Origin of the sequence: Pontibacillus salicampi, assembly GCF_042434395.1 — a bacterium.
GTDB lineage: Bacteria > Bacillota > Bacilli > Bacillales > BH030062 > Pontibacillus > Pontibacillus salicampi.
Map to the genome: position 1 here is coordinate 165,039 of NZ_JBHLTP010000012.1, position 19,245 is coordinate 184,283.

Sequence of the window (19,245 nt, forward strand, 5' to 3'; positions counted from 1 at the left end):
AATTACAAACATTTATTTTTGCTGCTGCTGATTATTCATGGCGCGCATCATCTGATTAATTTTCTTCTGCGATGGCTTTTGCCCCATCTGCATCATTAATGTTCTTAGCATTTGTTCATTAATTGGTGGATTTTTCTTTAAATAGTTCATCATATACCTTCTGGCAATAAAAAAGCCTAGCGCTACGCCAGCTAGTAGAGTTATGAGAGCAATAACAATAACCCAAATCGTACTCATCGTACCAATATCCTCCTTCATGTTGTCTCTCAAACATTATAGTAGAACATGGGGGATAATACAATAGCACGGTCATAAAATCGCTTGCTTTTTAATAGGTGCAATCCACCCATAATGACTATAGGCTGTATCTATAATGAAAAACGAAGGATGAAAGGTCCGCAGCGTATTAAATAATATTTCTTCCGCCTGATGTAAGCTTTCTGCATAGAAACGAACTTCCCGGTCGTTTTGTTGAATAAGCTGTAATGTTTTACCTTTATAGTTAATGTAGAAGGATGCTTCCTGCTCGTGAAATGACAGTTCAACTGGCTTACGAATCTTCTTAGATACATGCTGCACTAGAATCTCTAGAGGTAATGGCTTCGTAATCTCTTGAAATTGCTGTTCATATATAGAGCTCCCTCTATGTTGGCGCCATTCTTGGAAAAATTGAAACAATACGTTCGTCTTATGAAAATAGTGAACAGAGAATTCATCTTTAATCCAATATATGACATACTCCCGCATAGCCTGTCCCTCCCTATTAGAACCATAGTAACCGAATAGGATTGAAAAATGTGTCATTTTTAGCAGATGATCTCCTACAAATTTTGTCGAAACTAAAAACTTATGGGTCACACAAAAAAACCTCCAGCGTAAATGCCGGAGGCTAAATCAAACTGATTCATTTTATTGGAATAAACGTTCTACTCTTGCAACTACATTATCAACAGTGAAGCCATACTCTTCCATCACTGTATCTCCTGGTGCGGATGCCCCGAATTCTTCAATTCCAAGCACATCACCATCGATTCCCACATAGCGTTCCCAGCCGAATGGGGAAGCCATTTCAATGCCAAGACGCTTCGTTACTGTGCTAGGAAGGACTTCTTCCTGATACGCCTTATCCTGTGCTTTGAAACGATCCCAAGAAGGCATACTAACAACACTAGTATCAATTCCCTTTTCAAGAAGAACTTGTTGAGCACGGACTGCTAGCTGCACTTCAGACCCTGAAGCAAGCAACAGAGCATCCGGAGTTTCCTTTTGTGATTTGCTTACTGTATAAGCACCCTTCTTCACACCCTCGTAATTGGTACCTTCTAAAGTAGGCAGCCCTTGACGAGTCAGAACAAGAGCGGTTGCCTGATCGTTAGATTCCAATGCTAATTGCCAAGCTGCTCTAGTTTCATTTCCATCGGCGGGACGAATAACAGACAACTTAGGCATGGCGCGAAGGGATGGCAGCTGCTCAATCGGTTCATGTGTAGGTCCATCTTCGCCAACAGCAATCGAATCATGTGTGAATACATACGTTACAGGTGTACCCATTAATGCAGATAGACGAATGGCTGGGCGTAAATAATCACTGAATACGAAGAACGTACCGCCATATACTTTTAGGCCTCCATGAAGAGCCATACCGTTTAAGGCACAGGCCATAGCAAATTCACGAACACCAAACCAAATATTCCGTCCTGCATAATTATTTCTTGAGAAGTCTTCTTCTTCTTTTACAGTTGTTTTATTAGAGCCAGCTAGGTCAGCGCTTCCTCCAAAGAAATATGGGATTTCTTTAGATAGGGCATTTATCATTTCACCAGAAGCTGCGCGTGTTGCGAGTTTATCTTCTCCAGGAGTAAAGCTTGGCAGCTTGTCTTCCCATCCTTCTGGCAGCTCACCATTCATGGCGTTAGCAAGCTCTTCCCCTAATTCCGGGTATGCTTCCTTATAGCTTTCGAAAAGCTCATTCCATTGCTGCTCAGCTTCTTCTCCACGAGTTTGTACTTTCGTGGCAAAATCCTGATACACATCTGCAGGTACGTGGAATGGCTCGTGCTCCCATTTATAATGCTCTTTCGTTAGTTGAGATTCCTCTTCACCAAGTGGTGCACCATGAGAAGCAGATTTACCGGATTTGTTAGGAGAACCGAAGCCAATTACCGTCTTCACTTCAATTAAGGTCGGTTTTGTTGTTTCTGCTTTGGCTTTTGCTAACGCTTCACGGATAGTAGTGATATCGGTACCATCTTCCACGCGAAGCACTTGCCAGCCGTATGCCTGGAAACGATCCTCTACATTTTCTGTGAAGGAACGATGTAAATCGCCGTCGAGGGAAATATCATTAGAGTCATATAAGACAACTAGCTTCCCTAATCCAAGATGCCCAGCTAAAGACGCTGCTTCCTGAGAGACACCTTCCATCAAATCTCCATCTCCACAAATGGCATAAGTGTAGTGATCTACAACAGGATAATGCTCTTTATTATATTTCGCTGCTAAATGAGTTTCAGCCATTGCCATTCCCACAGACATAGCTACACCTTGTCCCAGAGGTCCTGTTGTAGCCTCTACTCCTTCCGTGTGGCCAAATTCAGGGTGGCCAGGCGTTTTAGATCCCCATTGGCGAAATTCTTTCAAATCCTCCATCGTTACGTTATAACCGGAAAGATGCAAAAGACTGTATAGAAGCATAGAACCGTGACCTGCTGATAGTACAAAGCGATCTCGGTTAAACCAGCTCGCATGCTTTGGGTTGTGCTGCATAAATTCTGTCCAGAGCGTGTACGCCATCGGCGCAGCTCCCATAGGCATACCAGGATGACCTGAATTTGCCTTCTCTACCGCATCAATTGAAAGAGTACGGATAGTATTAATAGATTGTTGTTCTACTTGTGGTGCCATAATAAAACTCCTTTCCTCGTCGCAAGAGGCGAACTATGTATCAGTTTAATCCTATAATGAAATGGGTTTAGTGACAAGTGGTCCTTGCAAAAAGAATGTCACAACGGGACTTTCTCATCGTTATAGGGTGTGACAAAAGGATTCAATTATACAAAAAAATCCCGCTACAACTACTATTGTAACAGGATAGTGACTCTACTGGCTAACAGATGCCATTAGTGCTTTTTTTGATTTTCTTTATCTTGCTTTAATTTTTCAGGTGTTACATCGTTACCTTCTGGATCCATGACTGTCACAGAACGTAGTTGATTCTTAAATGACTTACGGACATTTTTCAAATATTCCTGACGTAATGATTGTTGTTCTTCTTTTTCTGTATTGGTTAAGCCTTCACTTTTAGATTTATTAGCAAGTGTATTAATACGATCTAATTTGTCTTGAGATAGCATAAACATTCTCCTTTATGATAAAACTTGTCCTCTCACCTATTTGAGCATCTTATTTCGTTTGTGGACTCATTGGAAAAAGGCAAGTTCGATTTATATCGATGCTTGCCTTGCGCATGCTTTATAATAACGTGATTAATCGTTTTTTTCAAGTAATTGAACTTCTCTGTACCGCCTGTGAACCGTTGCTTTAGAGACATCATGTCCCATTCCTCTTAGCGTTGCAGCAATTTCATGGAAGGTAAGCCCGTTATCTCTTAGTCTTACTACTTCCTCTACTGGAAATTCCTTTTTTTCCCGTCCCTTCGCGAGGTGTTGATTAGAAAGATTAGCAGAAGGATCATACCCTTCCTCTATAGCCTTTCTCATTCCCCGCTTTATTTTCAGGTTGTGAATCTTTCTTTGATATTCCTCAACAACTCCAACGATTTGCAGCACCATAGAATCTGACTCAGAAAGCTGTAACGCTCCATTATGAGCAACAGAATAAATAGGGATATTTAGCTTATTCAGTTGATGAAACAAGGCTATTTTGGTGTTTCCTCGACCTAGTCTTGTTTCATCCTGAATAAGTAACATATTCGCTTCCTCGGCGGTGAATAGGCTTAACACTTCAAATATCCCATCTCTTTCCACATCATATCCACTCGCTTGCTCCTCAATTACCTTTATTACTTCGAAATCATTGGCTTCTGCTAGTTCGAGAAGCTCCTGTCGTTGTCGTTTCAAAGATGATACTTGTGTTTCTTTCTCTGTACTCACCCGGCAATAAATAACTGCTTTCATATGCTCTCCTTACTTTCCGTCTAACTTAACGAATTACTCAAAGTCTATTAACTCGTCACCATAGCATAATACATAAATCCCAAGCTCGCCACAAATAATAGAATATAAGCAATGTCTAGTTTTGATAGATTTTGAAACATATGATCCCCTCCGATAAGAACTTTTGTTCGCTTCTGTATTCTATTATATACGAACATCCGTTCTTGTCAACTATTTTTGCGAACGAATGTTTGTATATCCTTACCAAGCGTGGTACAATGTAGGTAATAAAGAATATGTACGAGGTGTAGTGAATATGACAAAACTATCGAAAAGGCAGGAAACAATACTAGATTTCATTAAAGATCGTGTACTAGAAAAAGGATATCCGCCTTCCGTTCGTGAAATTGGCGAAGCAGTCGGCCTTGCATCTAGTTCTACAGTGCATGGTCACCTGGCACGATTAGAGAAAAAAGGATACATTCGACGTGACCCTACTAAGCCTAGAGCAATTGAAGTACTAGAATTAGAGGAGGAAGGTGCAAACCAAATCCCTAGAGGAGAGGCGACCTATGCTCCTGTCATTGGTAAGGTCACTGCAGGCATGCCGATTACAGCAATTGAAAACATTGAAGAATATGTCCCGTTACCAGACACACTGGCGACCCAGGATGATGAAGTATTTGTACTTGTTGTTCAAGGTGAAAGTATGATTGAAGCAGGGATTTTAGATGGAGATATGGTCATCGTACGAAGACAGCAAACTGCTCAAAACGGTGATATTGTCGTTGCGATGACAGAGGATGAAGAAGCAACTGTAAAACGGTTCTTCAAGGAATCCAATCATATTCGACTGCAGCCAGAAAACGCTACGATGGAACCTATCATCGTACAAAACATTTCTATTTTAGGACGTGTTGTCGGGCTGTATCGAAATATTCACTAATTACTAACCATAAACGATGTAATGACAAACACCCTGATGGAAATACCATCAGGGTGTTTTTTCAGAAATCTTTTCCATACTCTTCTAAGACCTAGAAACCCCCATAAATCATGAGGTAATAGTAACTAGAAAGAAGAGGCTGACGAACCTCATCAATGAGTGTTTACCTACCTATGTATCGATTAGCTGCTGCTTCTTTGTTCGTGCAATAAATCCTTCAATACATTCGTCATAAAGTATTGAGCATTTTTAGAATAATACGTTTTGGAACGAGTGACCAAGAAACAGGTTATTACATTCGCTAATAAGAATAGAAATGCTATCACTACGTTTGTTCCAGCAAACAGATAATAGCAGGAAATGGCTAAACAGATAATCAACGATAATTGAAGAATCCCAAGCTCATGTGTCCTGGTTAATAGATAAGCATACCGTTCAGCCAAATAATCCATTTTATGTTTTTCCTTAACATTTGCAAGAGCACTTTGCCACATATACTCTATTTGGAAGTATTTTCGTTCTATGGCATCCTCCTCAATAGCAATACCAACAGCGCTAAGCTCTGATAGTATTTCCTCTGACACCTGTCTAGAGCGATTTAATAGAATCCAATCCATCGCAAAATAAATCTGATGCACTAGATAACCTGCAATTACTCCAATCGAAACGGCCGTAAGCAAGGCAACAATTACTTCCTGTGGCGGCACGTTATTATAGGTTATCGGCTTGTATGCTAAGAGCCTATTAAGTACAGCACCATAAAAGATAACAATCCAGCCAGGTATTCCCCATCTAATTAAATACTTACTTTCCAAATGCATATCGTTCCTCCTCTCTTTTACATTTTACAATTCTGCCATGCTTTGGTAAATCATGTTTCTTATCCCGTGTCCTTGAATTATGGATTATGCTCTTTCATATTGTTCGGAGTTGCTACTAAGTATTAATAAGTTACTGATGCAAAGCATGAAAAGAGCCCTTGATCGTAAAACATCAAGAGCTCCTTACATATTAAAATAAAAATAGTATTAATAAGTGGATAGATACTGCTCACGTTCCCAAGGGTGAACTTGTGTACGGAACATATCCCATTCGATCTCTTTTGACTCAATAAAATGCTCATATAGGTGTTCACCTAAAGCGTCGACCATTGTTTTATCCTGTTTCAAGAGGTCAAGCGCTTGAGCAAGCGTAGCAGGCAAATCCTGTACACCATTACGTTCCCGCTCTTCTTTATCCATTACGTAGATATTACGATCTACTGGTGTTGGTGCCTGTAAATCATTCTCCACACCATCCAGACCTGATGCTAATAGTACTGCCATGGCTAGATATGGATTCGCAGCAGGGTCAACAGAACGAACCTCGATACGTGTACTCATGCCACGGGATGCTGGAATACGAATAAGCGGGCTACGGTTTTGCCCTGACCATGCAACATAGCATGGAGCTTCGTATCCAGGTACGAGACGTTTATAGGAATTAACGGTCGGATTAGTCACAGCAGTAAAGTTCGTTGCATGCTTTATAACACCCGCAATAAACTGATAAGCTGTTTTGCTTAACTGCTGGTCACCATTCTCATCAAAGAAGGAATTCTCTCCATTAGTAAAAAGGGACATATTTACGTGCATCCCCGAACCATTTACACCAAATAACGGTTTTGGCATAAAGGTTGCATGCAATCCATGCTTCCTTGCAATGGTTTTTACTACTAATTTGAACGTTTGAATATCATCGCAGTGCTTTACAGCATCTGCGTATTTAAAGTCAATTTCGTGCTGACCAGGTGCTACCTCATGGTGAGATGCTTCAATTTCAAAGCCCATTTCCTCAAGCTCTAACACAATATCGCGACGACAGTTTTCCCCAAGATCTGTCGGTGCAAGATCAAAATATCCACCACGGTCGTTCAGCTCCATCGACGGCTCGCCTTTTTCATCCAGTTTGAAGAGGAAAAATTCCGGCTCCGTTCCGAGATTAAACGCAGAGAAACCGAGTTCCTCCATTTTCTTCAAATTCCGTTTTAAATTATAGCGAGGACATCCTTCAAATGGTGTGCCATCAGGATTGCAAATGTCACAAATAAAACGAGCTACCTTCCCTTTTTCAGATGTCCAAGGGAATACCACAAAAGTATCGAGGTCCGGGTGTAATAGCATATCGGATTCTTCAATACGAACGAATCCTTCAATAGAAGAACCGTCAAACATCATTTTGTTATCCAGTGCTTTGTCCAGCTGGCTAACAGGAATCTCTACGTTCTTAATAGTGCCTAGAAGATCTGTGAATTGTAAACGAATAAATTTCACATTTTCTTCTTCAATCTTTTTCCAAATTTGTTCTCTCGTAAATTTCGAAGCCATAATTCACTAATTCCTCCCAAAGTGTAAATTTATATAGAATAGTATATCTAATGGAAGAATCGCGATAATTCTCCCTGACGCAACGAAGATTTTCCATGGCGATGACCTTGGAATATTTCATTTTTCAACATTTTGCGTAAATCCTTTTCTGACAGTTCCTCTTGAGCTTCTTGAATTTCTTCAGCTGTAAAGGACTCTTCTGGCTCTGGATGTTGCAGTTCCATCACTTGTTTAATGCCAGCAAGATTAATACCTTTCTCAATAAGCGATTTAATTTCAAGGAGGCGCTCTACATCATTGAACGAAAACAATCTTCGATTCCCTTCTGTTCTTGCAGGATGAATCAAATGATGTTCTTCGTAGTAACGAATCTGTCTGGCAGATAATTCTGTAAGCGATTTTACAATTCCGATTGAGAAAAGCGGCATTGTTCTTCGCGTATCATCATTCATCGTTATCTGTCCCTCCCTTGCTGTCTTTGCTATACTTTAATTGTATGCAATGTTTTTAAATCTGTCAATCTATGTTAGGTTTTTTGACATAAATCATGATAACGAGGAATACCCAACCTCTCCAGCTTACAAGGGATAATCAACCAATAGAGGGAAACGCTTACATTTTACTCGTAAAACAGCCTGAAGCTGTTCTATGTTGCTTGAGCTATTTTCTGCACAGCCGCTTTAATCGCCAGCTTCACATGAGCATAGGTTAAACCACCCTGCACAAACGCCATATAGGGCTCACGAATTGGCCCGTCAGCTGTTAACTCTAGGCTTGCACCTTGAATAAACGTTCCTGCAGCCATAATTACATCATTTTCATAGCCGGGCATAGCACTTGGATAGGGCTTTACATGAGAATTAATTGGTGATGCTTGTTGAATTTCCTGGCAGAAGGAAATCATCTGCTCGGCAGTGTTGAAGGTAACAGACTGTATCAAATCCGTGCGTGGTGCGTCATACCGAGGAGAGGTTTGAAAGCCTAATAATTCTAAATATCTAGACGTAAACACAGCCCCTTTCATAGCTTCGCCCACTACGTGAGGAGCTAGAAAAATACCCTGGAACATTTCCTGCAAAGTGTTTAATGTTGCACCAGTTTCTTTGCCAAGACCTGGAGCAGTTAATCGGTTGGCGCACTGTTCTACGAGCGACTCACTCCCTACAATATATCCTCCCGTTCGTACAATGCCGCCTCCTGGATTTTTAATTAGGGAGCCTGCGATAATATCTGCTCCTACATGAAGAGGTTCAGTATCTTCGGCGAATTCACCGTAGCAGTTGTCCACGAATACAATCACATTTGGATTGATTTGCTTTACATACTCTATCATTTCCTTTATTTCACTCATTGTAAAGGAAGGTCTGTCCGCGTACCCTTTGGAACGCTGAATCCCAATAACTTTCGTATATTCAGTCATAGCCTCTTTTACCCTTTGATAATCCACTGTTCCTTTGTTCGTTAGCTCTACATGCTCATATCCAATATGAAAATCTTTTAATGAACCGTTATTAGACCCCCTTGCCCCTACAATTTCTTCTAACGTGTCATAAGGGCGGCCTGTTATGTAAAGCAGCTCATCATTTGGGCGAAGCAACCCAAAAAGGGTAACCGTTATAGCATGCGTACCCGAGACGATTTGCGGTCGAACTAAAGCATCTTCTCCACCAAAAATTCGAGCATAGACTGCTTCAAGCTTCTCTCTGCCAAAATCGTCATAGCCATAACCTGTTGTTGGGTTAAAGTGGCTGTCACTTACCTGCTCCTCCTGGAATGCTGTTAAAACTCGTGATTGGTTTCGTTCTACTAATTGATTTATTGCCTCGTGAATGGATCGAATATCCTGCTCCGCTTCTTGAGCTAAGCGCTGCGTATCTTGATTGTGTATCATAGTGGTTCCCCTTTATTTCTCTTGTCTTATCTGCTGATAGATAGGATGCTCCGGATGTATATACCCTCGAATCATATACAGCTCCTCTTCCTCTAAAAAATCCCGGTCTGTAACAATCGAGTGGCGGGTAATCCGATGGAGGTATGCCCCTTCTGAAGGATTCACATATGTTTGGAAGGGCTCCCATTCTTCTTTCAATACTTCTTCTATTTTAGCGAATAATCGTTTGATATCAATAGGATCATGCGCGCTGATCGTAATTGCAGGAAGAGATACCGGCATAAATTGCTCATCCAGTAAATCCTTCTTATTATATACGGTAAGCGTCGGTAGATGATCTGCCTTTAATTCCTTCAAATGCTTATGAACCGTTTGTTCATGCTGTATATGGTCAGGGTGAGACGCATCAACCATATGAACAATGAAATCTGCTTCTGTCACTTCTTCTAGCGTTGATTGAAAGGCAGCAATCAAGGTAGTAGGCAAATCCTGAATGAAGCCAACGGTATCTGATAACAACACCTGCGTACCACTTGGTAAATTAATCTGACGCGTTAAAGGATCAAGCGTTGCAAATAATTGATTCTCTTCAAACGACTGACTATTAGTAATTCGATTGAACAGCGTGGATTTCCCAGCATTCGTATATCCGACAATAGCAATTTGGAATGCTTTATTTTCTTTACGTCTTTTCCTATATTGTTGTCGTTGGTTAGCAACCTGTTGAATTTGTCTTTTTATATCATCGATTCGACGCTGAATGTGGCGGCGATCTGATTCAAGCTTTGTTTCACCAGGTCCTCTCGTTCCAATTCCTCCGCCAAGCCTTGACAGGTTTTTCCCTTGTCCAGATAAACGGGGAAGCATATATTGTAATTGCGCAAGCTCTACTTGTAACTTACCTTCCTTTGTGTGTGCACGTTGGGCAAATATATCTAAAATAAGCTGGGTTCTATCAATTATTCTGACATCTAAATAATCAGCAAGATTATTCATTTGGCCCGGAGTTAATTCGTCATTAAAAATAACGAGGTCAATCTCCATCTCCTCTATGTATTGCTGTATTTCCTGTATTTTACCTTCCCCCATATAAAGGGCCTGGTGTCTTCTTTGTCGTTTTTGCGTGATAATTTTTTCCACCACACCGTGTGCGGTTTCTGTTAAAGAACCCAATTCTTCTAAAGACGACTGGAATCGTTCCTCATCTTTTCCTGGTAATTGGCATGCTGCAATAAGCACTCGTTCCTGTTGATCCATAAAATCCCTCTTTTAGCATTATACTTTTACACAACCTGTAATGAATATATGATACCAAACCTTCGGTGGGAATGCGAATGATGCCAATACGACCAAGGCTGTTCCACCAAAGCTTGAACCGCTCCCTTATATATAATTCTTATCCATCTATGTAAAATTCCTGGCTCTAGAGACCAGGAGACTATGTTGGGAGAGGCTCAAAGGTAATATCTCTACTTGTCAGTGTAATGAGTTCTTGATGAGTAAAATGATGATAGGTCATTACTCGCATCGCATGCTTTCGTATAGATTGCTCAATAACATTTCGTACATAACGTCCATTGGAAAAACTTGTTTTATGCTGTTGTTGCTTACGAGTAAGGTGATCCTTTAATTTCCACTCTGCATCTTTAGATAATTCATATTCTCGTTCTGAAACCATTTGGCGAGCTATGGTCATCAACTCATGGATACTGTAATCTTTAAATTCTAAGATAATGGGAAAACGTGATTGCAACCCAGGATTCAACCTAAGAAACTGATCCATCTCATTTGGATAGCCAGCAAGAACCAGTATAAAATCACTTTGATTGTCCTCCATATGCTTCACCAACGTATCTATTGCTTCTTTCCCGAAATCTTTCTCTCCTCCTCGCGCCAAGGAGTAGGCTTCATCAATGAACAACACACCACCAATTGCTTTTTTGATTAAATCTCTTGTTTTCTGCGCTGTATGACCGATATATTCACCAACTAAATCTGCTCGCTCCGCTTCAATAAAATGTCCCTTGGTCAACACTTGCATATCAAAGAATAGCTTTGCAAGCTTTCTGGCTACCGTTGTTTTCCCTGTACCAGGGTTCCCCTTGAACATCATGTGCAGTACTTGCTGAGATGGCTTCAAGCCTAACTCCTGTCGTTTCTGATTTACAATAATGCTCGCATAAATTTCTTTAATGGTTTCCTTTAGTGCATCCAATCCGATAAAATCTTTAAATTCTGTATCAATAGCCTGAAAAGGGTTACTAGCATTTGTAGTTGTTACTATAGCTCGGCTGCCTTCAGCAACAGGGATTCGTTTTTCCTGAAGCGTAACATTTATTTGACCATTCTTTTTATATGTCACTTGTGTCCCCACCGACATCACCCCTTATTCAAAACCATTATACGCACCTGATAGGAAAGGTGTGACAAACGCCCATTTCCTAACGTTTGGCATGAACAATCTCATCCGTCATGCTTATGTGAAAGCATTCAATCCAAAGAAAGGGATATGGTCAGAGTACGTAAAAAAACGGATGCCCTATAGGAGCATCCGTTTATCGGTACTATGACTATTCCTTGTCCAAGGAAATGGGTTTCATCGGAGCAAATGTTGAGATAGCGTGCTTGAACAACAGTTGCTGTTTTCCATCCGTTTCAAGTAAAACGGTGAAATTATCAAAAGCTTTCACGACACCGCGAAGCTGGAATCCATTCGTTAAGAATACTGTAACCTGTACATGATCTTTACGAAGTTGATTAAGAAATTGATCTTGAATATTTACTGATTGTGCCATAATGCTTCCTCCTCTTTTCTATCTGTAATGGATACATTCTATAATTATTATAGCTTTCCTGCTAAATCTTGCAAAATTTCTTCAAACTTTTTCTCGATATTTTCTACCGTCACTTCATACCAATCCACGTCCAGTTTATTCCTAAAGTAGGTCAGCTGTCGTTTGGCATATCGACGAGAATGAAGCTTGAGCATTTCACGAGCATCCTTTAGAGGAATTTCCCCTTTTACGTAGGGCACCATTTCCTTATATCCAATAGCTTGCATACTTTGAGAATGCTCCAGACCTTGCTGCGTAAGCCTGGTTACTTCCTCCACCAGCCCCTCCCCAATCATCTTATCTACTCGCCTATTGATTCGCTCGTATAGGGAGTCCCGCTCCATCGTCAAGCCGATTAAGTATGGCTCGTAGGGGGATTCGGATTGCTGGGTTGCATGGTATTCACTCATTGTCATACCGGTTTTCTCATATACTTCTAAAGCTCGAAGTACTCTTCGGTGATTGTTCGGGTGTACCTTTTGTGCTTGTTCTGGATCCACTTGTTTAAGCATCTCATACAAAGGTTCGATTCCTTCTATTTCCATACGTTGCTCAAGGCTATTTCGGTAAGAATCATCTCGCTGCTGATTGGAGAAATGAAAATCGTATAATACAGCTTGTATGTATAGACCGGTACCTCCCACAATAATAGGAAGTTTTCCTCTTTGAGCAATATCATCAATATGTCCTTGAACTCGTTCCTTGAACTCCGCAACAGAGAATGACTCGTGAGGCTCTTTCACATCAATCATCGCATGGGGAATCCCTTCTGATTCTTCCTGTGTTACTTTTGCAGTTCCTATGTCCATTCCTTTATATATCTGCATGGAGTCACCACTAATAATTTCTCCATTAAAACGCTTTGCAATGGCTATGCCTAGTTTCGTTTTCCCGACTGCTGTCGGTCCGACCACTGCCACTACAGGTTGCTTCATCTGATGGCATCCTCCTTTCTCCAAACCGAACATATGACCTGTCATAAAACATGTTTATTATACATGTTTTAATAGGGAAAGAAAAGAAGTCTCGTTCTCTTTTGATTTTAGGTCATGTTAATTGGAATCATACTATCCAAAAAATAATACATTTTATTTTAATTGAGTATGTACACCGAAGAGCTCAATATAGCATCTCCTTCACCATTGACCTCAAATTCGAGGTTCAGCACACATATCGCTTTCAGGCAAGCATGGGTATTTACCAGTCTACAAATCTAAAGACTTACCCCAAAAAAATGAGGTACCTCAGCTGGTACCTCTAATGTTCATTATCTAATGTCGCTTGTACAATTTCCATTATTCGCTCAGATACTGAATCCGGGTCGATCATTCCATCATTAGCTGTTTTCACCTTATCCAAATCCATTTCTATGTCTTTTTGTAAGGGGCCTAAATCAGCCTGCCCTCCCTCTAAGACATATTTAAGGGCGTACACTCGTTCATGAAGTAATGCTCTATCCATCACAATCACTCCTACTTTCAAATTACATTACATGACTCGTTTAAACATTTTTTCCATATCATATTCCGAAAAATGAACTATAATTGGTCGTCCATGAGGACAAGTAAAGGGATCCGTAGACGCTCGTAAATCTTCTAACAAGCGCGTCATATCCTGTTCATTCAAATAGTGGTTCGCTTTAATAGAGCGTTTACACGACATAAGGATGGCCGCTTCCTCTCGAAGCTTAAGGATATCGACTTGCTGTTCCTCCAGAACTTGGTCAATCATATCTTGTATGACTCCTTGCTCTTCCCCTTTAGGGAACCACTGCGGATGGGAACGAACAATATACGTTTGCTCTCCAAATGATTCCAAAAACAGGCCAACCTGCTCTAGTTCCTCTAGATGATCGTTAATAAGGATGGCTTCCCCTTTCGTCACATCAAACGTCATTGGCATTAAAAGCTCTTGTACTTCCTTATTCGGCTCGGCCAGCTTATCTCGAAAAAATTCATATTTAATCCGCTCTTGTGCAGCGTGTTGGTCCACAATGTAAAGCCCGTTCTCGTTTTGAGCAAGGATATACGTTCCATGCAGCTGACCTATTGGATAAAGGACAGGCACTCTTGATACCGGTTCTGCTGATGATACATCCGGTTTTTCTGTGAATGGTTCCTTCTCCTCTTGAGTAACAGGACGCTCTGACTGACGGTGTATTATTTCGTCCTCTATAGCCCGCTCCTCCTGAAGCCAGGCAGGTGATGATGGCTGCTCTTTTATCATTGGATGCTGAGTTACTGTTTTCTGATCGGATTGGGTTGATTTATGTTCGGCAGGCGGCTGCTCCTCAAAAGAAAAGGAACCCTGAATAGACGTATCCTTTTCCTTTACTCGTTTAGGGCCTTGATCTAATTCAGGTATGAGTGTCTGCTCTCTGAAGGCGTCTGTCATCGCTTCTTTGACTGCATCAAACAGCTCCTTCTCTTTACTGAAGCGCACCTCTAGTTTAGCTGGATGGACATTAACATCGACTAATACAGGGTCCATATCGATTTCTAATACAACAAGGGGGTATTTCCCGATTGGAAGCAATGTATGATACCCTTGCAGAACCGCTTTATTAATTGCATGATTTCTTATATACCTACCATTAATAATAGTAGAGATATAGTTTCGTGATGCTCGCGTAATCTCCGGCTTTGCAATATACCCTTTAATATGGAAATCCAATGTTTCCTTTTCAATGGAAATCATCTTTCTTGCCGTGTTCATCCCATAAATGTGAGCAATCACTTGTAACAAATCCCCGCGTCCACTTGTTTGGAATAGCTGCTTCTCGTTATGCCAGCACTCAAAGCGAATATCAGGATGGGATAAAGCCATTCGATTCAGAACATCCGTAATGTGTCCAAGCTCCGTATGAATGGTCTTCATGTACTTCAGGCGAGCTGGTGTATTAAAGAATAGCTCTTCCACTGTAATTTCAGTTCCTCGCCTGGCGTCACTTTTTTCCTGTTTTTTAACAGCGCCGCCTTCTAAATAAAGATAGGTGCCTGCCTCGTCACCCGTAGACGTTTTCAAGGTTAAGCGGCTAACTGCAGCAATACTTGCTAATGCCTCCCCCCTAAAACCGAGAGTCCGCACACGAAATAAGTCATTCTCATCAAAAATTTTACTTGTTGCATGACGTAGGAAAGCTTGTTCTCCGTCTTTTGCTTCCATCCCTTTTCCGTCATCCATAATTTTTATTTTAGCTAAGCCAGCTTCTTCAAGCTCGACTTTAATCCATGAGCTCCCGGCATCTATACTATTTTCTACAAGTTCCTTTACAACCGATGAGGGGCGTTCCACCACTTCACCGGCAGCGATTTTATTCGCTAAGGCTTCAGGCATTTGACGTATTGTCGCCATAGTAGCCCCTCCTTATTACTTTTTCAGTTCTTTCTGGAGCTGATACAGTTGATTCATTGCCTCAATAGGATTTAATTCTAATAAATCGAGCTCTCTTAAAGCCGTTAAGACCTGCTCTTCTTCTTGAGAATTTTTTGATTGTGCTGGTACAGAAGCTGGCTCTTCCGCAAAGAAGGTGAGTTGTTCTTTGGAAATGGTTTCTTTAACCTCAGATGAACTAACTTCTCCTGCAGCGCTACCGCCTGATTCCAACTGGGACAGAATTTCATTCGCTCTCGTTATAAGGGAGTCCGGTAATTCAGCCAATTTTGCAACATGGATCCCGTAGCTTTCATCTGCCGCTCCTTCTTGAATACGATGGAGAAATACCACCTTCCCATCATATTCCTCTGCTCGAACATGGACATTTGTTAAATGACTGAGCGAATCCTCAAGCGTTGTTAATTCATGATAGTGTGTGGAAAATAACGTTTTTGCCTTAATATGCTCATGGATATATTCAACGATTGCCTGGGCTAGTGCCATGCCATCATAGGTACTAGTTCCGCGGCCAATCTCATCCAAGAGGATTAAGCTACGTTCTGAAGCCTTGGTTAGTGCGTGACGTGCTTCCATCATCTCTACCATAAACGTACTTTGACCAGACACTAAATCATCGGCTGCTCCAATTCGTGTAAATATTTGATCAAAAATCGGAAGGTCCGCCATTTCACAAGGGACAAAACAGCCAATTTGGGCCATAACTGCAGTAAGGGCAACCTGACGCATATACGTACTCTTACCACTCATATTAGGACCTGTAATTAATAAAATGTCTGAATGATCGTTCATCCTCACATCGTTTGGAACGAATTGATCATCCTTCATAACCTTCTCTACAACAGGATGACGCCCGTTTTCGATATGAATGGACCGATCATCTCTAATCGAAGGACGGGTATAATGATGTTGTTCGCTTACGGTCGCAAAGCCTTGCAGCACATCAACACTAGCGACTTGTTCAGCTAGTCGCTGTAAAGGCTTGATATATGCTTTAACCCTGTCTCTTACCTCGAGGAATAATTGATATTCTAAATCAACACTTTTTTCCTGCGCCTCAAGAATTAAGGATTCCTTCTCCTTTAATTCAGGAGTTATATATCGCTCTGCGTTCGTAAGCGTCTGCTTTCTTTCGTATCGACCTTCTGGTAACAGGTGAAGGTTAGCCTTTGTCACTTCTATATAATAGCCGAAGACACGGTTATACCCTACCTTGAGGGATTTAATTGCCGTTTCCTGACGCTCCTTAGCCTCCAGCTCTGCAATCCACTGTTTTCCATTTTTAGCCGCATCACGGTATTCATCTAGTTGACTATGGTAGCCGTCTTTCATCAATCCGCCCTCTTTAATAGTGGCAGGAGGATCATCCATTATACTGTTTTCCAGAAGTGTATGCACCTCATGCAAATCGTCCAGGTTCTCTCCTAACCTTTGTAATTCCGACTGAGCGAACTCTCCCAGAATTCGTTTCACCTCTGGAATTTTGGATAAGGATTGCTTTAATTGTATTAAGTCCCTCCCATTCACATTACCATAAGAAACCCGGCCGGCGAGACGTTCTAAATCATAGACAGATTGCAAGGATTCTCTCAGCATCTCCCGCTCAAAAAACTGTCCTAATAAACCGTCCACTTGATTAAAACGCTCTTCGATTTGTTGTTTTTGTAATAACGGACGCTCCATCCATTTCTTTAGCATCCGTGCACCCATAGAAGTTACTGTTTGATCGAGCACCCATAAAAGACTACCTTTTTTCCCTTGCTTCCGAATAGTTTCCATTAATTCCAAGTTACGTTTCGAATACATATCCAGCTTCATATAATCATGAAGCTCAATATAGTACACTGACTTAAGGTGGTCCATCGATCTTTTTTGCGTTTTTTGGATATAATGAAATAGCCGTGCGAAGCCTTCCTTAAGCACATCCTGACGCAAGTCCGTTACTAGAACCTCCACCTCGTTTGTCACGTCTATACGGTCTTCCTCCGATATCGTTAGTGCCAATCTTTCGGATAATGCCGCCCGATTTTCTTCTGGTAACAGAGAAGGGATGACAATTTCTTTAACAGGACGATTGAACAATTCGCTTAACACACCGTCAAAACCGTCCGAAACAAGTGCGACGCTATTTTCCCCTGTCGTTAAGTCATTGTAGGCGAGTACATACGTATCTTCACCTGCTGGGGTTAGGGAAGCAAGATAATTGTTTTCTTCCTCTTCCAGCATCGCCCCTTCCATTACCGTGCCAGGCGTTACGAGTTGCACTACCTCCCGCTTCACGACACCTTTAGCATCTTTTGGGTCCTGAACTTGTTCACAAATAGCTACCTTGTAGCCTTTTTCAACTAGATTTTTTATGTAATTCTCAGAAGAGTGAAATGGAACGCCGCACATAGGTATTCGTCCATCTTCCCCACCTTCTCTGCTCGTTAATGTTATTTCCAGCTCCTGGGCTGCTTTTGTAGCATCCTCGAAAAACATTTCATAAAAATCGCCTAAACGAAAAAATAAAAAGGCATCCTGGTGATCTGCCTTTATCTGCATATATTGTTGCATCATTGGTGTTAATTTTGCCATTTTTTGATCCTCCATGGATTAAATATCACATGTACTCTATTATAGCATACACCTACCTTTCCCTCTAACGCTTAGATTTTCGTTCCTTTTCTCTATTAACCTCTCATTATGCACAACAAAAAGACCCCTTACCTTTGTAAAGGGCCGTCTCAGGCGTCTATTACTCTTCCTCTTCTTTGGCGAGAAAGTCCGGATCCACCTCTGCAAACTCATCATCGGATACATCATATAACCAGTCTTCATCTTCATGCATGCATCCATCAGGGTCTACCTTCACACAAAGCTTCGTTTCCCCGACCACTTCAACGATAAATTCGCGTTCTACTTCGACTACAATCTTATGACCGTGGTTAGCTATTCTCGCTTCGAGACAATTTGGCTGCTGTACTACTCGTGCCAGCACCTCAAAATCGCAGTCCAGACAGTTTTCATCCTTGACCGACAGCCTAACTTTATCTGTGTAATGTACTTTCTCTGTTACTACCTCTGTCTTGGTGTTATCGTTGTACGAATACCAAACATTAATATCATAGCTTCCAGAGACTTCTACGAAATCGCCCTTTTTCTTGGCATTATAGATGTGGTTGATCACCCAGCATCCTAAAATACTTGTTGGGCGATGAGACGGGGTAACAGTATTGGTATCCTGGGTGAACTTTCTCCCTTTCCCACATACTGCTTTTGTTATTATCTCACGATATTCTTGATCGAAAAATGACATAAGAGCCCAACCTCCTCCTTCTTTGTTCACTTACATCTACATCCTATGCGAGACAAACGCCCGAAGTGCACAAATGAATGAAAATGAGTCACAATCATAGCGAACCTAGACTACCCATATTTGTTACCTAGTTCATTCTATGCAACAGCCCAGGAATCTTTACGAAAAAGTGAAAATAAGCTATAAAAAAGTAAATTTCACATTAGATTAAGGTCTCCTCAGCACTACATCCATATGAAAGACCAAAGTTCACCATACATCGGAAAACCTATTCTAGGGCTGGTAATTTTCTATGCTGTCCCTTGATTTTCCTGTTTAGCGTCCATCTGCGGAAGACTTGAAGTAGAGATCATTGGTCTGTTGCGGAAAGGTGAATTGAGTGGTCGGAAATAGCTACGCTTA

General features: G+C 41.2%; 18 protein-coding genes. 1 reads left to right on the forward strand and 17 read right to left on the reverse strand.

Annotated elements, in window-relative coordinates:
* Positions 1-12: 12 nt before the first annotated feature.
* The 5 genes from ACFFGV_RS15555 to ACFFGV_RS15575 all read right to left on the reverse strand — a co-directional run bounded on the left by ACFFGV_RS15555 (position 13) and on the right by ACFFGV_RS15575 (position 4,136).
* On the reverse strand, positions 13-237 hold the full coding sequence (locus ACFFGV_RS15555) for a YneF family protein (protein WP_377349693.1): 225 nt from the start codon (positions 235-237) through the stop codon (positions 13-15).
* A gap of 72 nt (positions 238-309) precedes the next feature.
* The gene (gene sirA, locus ACFFGV_RS15560) at positions 310-747 is read right to left on the reverse strand and encodes a sporulation inhibitor of replication protein SirA (RefSeq protein WP_377349695.1); all 438 of its coding nucleotides are present in this window, start codon (positions 745-747) and stop codon (positions 310-312) included.
* A gap of 162 nt (positions 748-909) precedes the next feature.
* A complete protein-coding gene (tkt, locus tag ACFFGV_RS15565; protein ID WP_377349698.1) occupies positions 910-2,904 on the reverse strand; it encodes a transketolase in 1,995 nt (664 codons plus the stop codon).
* Positions 2,905-3,119: 215 nt separating this feature from the next.
* A complete protein-coding gene (locus ACFFGV_RS15570) occupies positions 3,120-3,353 on the reverse strand; it encodes a DUF896 domain-containing protein (RefSeq protein ID WP_377349700.1) in 234 nt (77 codons plus the stop codon).
* A gap of 132 nt (positions 3,354-3,485) precedes the next feature.
* Positions 3,486-4,136, reverse strand: coding sequence for a YneB family resolvase-like protein (locus ACFFGV_RS15575; protein WP_377349702.1), 651 nt, complete (start codon positions 4,134-4,136; stop codon positions 3,486-3,488).
* A 295-nt stretch (positions 4,137-4,431) separates the two neighbouring features.
* Between ACFFGV_RS15575 and lexA the strand changes: the two genes are divergently transcribed.
* On the forward strand, positions 4,432-5,061 hold the full coding sequence (gene lexA / locus ACFFGV_RS15580) for a transcriptional repressor LexA (RefSeq protein ID WP_377349706.1): 630 nt from the start codon (positions 4,432-4,434) through the stop codon (positions 5,059-5,061).
* 182 nt (positions 5,062-5,243) lie between these two features.
* Here lexA and ACFFGV_RS15585 read toward each other — a convergent pair whose 3' ends face one another.
* The 12 genes from ACFFGV_RS15585 to cotE form a co-directional block, all read right to left on the reverse strand.
* The gene (locus tag ACFFGV_RS15585; protein ID WP_377349709.1) at positions 5,244-5,882 is read right to left on the reverse strand and encodes a BA5345 family protein; all 639 of its coding nucleotides are present in this window, start codon (positions 5,880-5,882) and stop codon (positions 5,244-5,246) included.
* Positions 5,883-6,089: 207 nt separating this feature from the next.
* Positions 6,090-7,427: a type I glutamate--ammonia ligase gene (gene glnA / locus ACFFGV_RS15590; RefSeq protein ID WP_377349712.1), complete on the reverse strand. Its 1,338-nt coding sequence runs from the start codon at positions 7,425-7,427 to the stop codon at positions 6,090-6,092.
* Positions 7,428-7,474: 47 nt separating this feature from the next.
* Entirely contained in the window at positions 7,475-7,879 is a 405-nt protein-coding gene (locus tag ACFFGV_RS15595; protein ID WP_377349714.1) for a MerR family transcriptional regulator, read from the reverse strand.
* Between the two features lie 194 nt (positions 7,880-8,073).
* The gene (locus ACFFGV_RS15600; protein ID WP_377349716.1) at positions 8,074-9,318 is read right to left on the reverse strand and encodes a methionine gamma-lyase family protein; all 1,245 of its coding nucleotides are present in this window, start codon (positions 9,316-9,318) and stop codon (positions 8,074-8,076) included.
* A gap of 12 nt (positions 9,319-9,330) precedes the next feature.
* Entirely contained in the window at positions 9,331-10,575 is a 1,245-nt protein-coding gene (hflX, locus tag ACFFGV_RS15605; protein ID WP_377349718.1) for a GTPase HflX, read from the reverse strand.
* A gap of 181 nt (positions 10,576-10,756) precedes the next feature.
* Positions 10,757-11,692, reverse strand: a complete 936-nt coding sequence (spoVK, locus tag ACFFGV_RS15610) for a stage V sporulation protein K (protein WP_377349722.1) — start codon at positions 11,690-11,692, stop codon at positions 10,757-10,759.
* A 196-nt stretch (positions 11,693-11,888) separates the two neighbouring features.
* The gene (hfq, locus tag ACFFGV_RS15615) at positions 11,889-12,113 is read right to left on the reverse strand and encodes an RNA chaperone Hfq (protein WP_377349725.1); all 225 of its coding nucleotides are present in this window, start codon (positions 12,111-12,113) and stop codon (positions 11,889-11,891) included.
* Positions 12,114-12,160: 47 nt separating this feature from the next.
* Positions 12,161-13,087: a tRNA (adenosine(37)-N6)-dimethylallyltransferase MiaA gene (miaA, locus tag ACFFGV_RS15620; protein WP_377349727.1), complete on the reverse strand. Its 927-nt coding sequence runs from the start codon at positions 13,085-13,087 to the stop codon at positions 12,161-12,163.
* Positions 13,088-13,409: 322 nt separating this feature from the next.
* Positions 13,410-13,613, reverse strand: a complete 204-nt coding sequence (locus ACFFGV_RS15625) for a hypothetical protein (protein ID WP_377349730.1) — start codon at positions 13,611-13,613, stop codon at positions 13,410-13,412.
* Between the two features lie 27 nt (positions 13,614-13,640).
* On the reverse strand, positions 13,641-15,506 hold the full coding sequence (gene mutL, locus ACFFGV_RS15630; protein WP_377349732.1) for a DNA mismatch repair endonuclease MutL: 1,866 nt from the start codon (positions 15,504-15,506) through the stop codon (positions 13,641-13,643).
* A gap of 15 nt (positions 15,507-15,521) precedes the next feature.
* Positions 15,522-18,122 (reverse strand): DNA mismatch repair protein MutS, encoded by a 2,601-nt coding sequence (gene mutS, locus ACFFGV_RS15635; RefSeq protein ID WP_377349735.1) that lies wholly within the window; start codon positions 18,120-18,122, stop codon positions 15,522-15,524.
* A 160-nt stretch (positions 18,123-18,282) separates the two neighbouring features.
* Entirely contained in the window at positions 18,283-18,843 is a 561-nt protein-coding gene (gene cotE, locus ACFFGV_RS15640) for an outer spore coat protein CotE (RefSeq protein WP_377349737.1), read from the reverse strand.
* Positions 18,844-19,245: the final 402 nt, after the last annotated feature.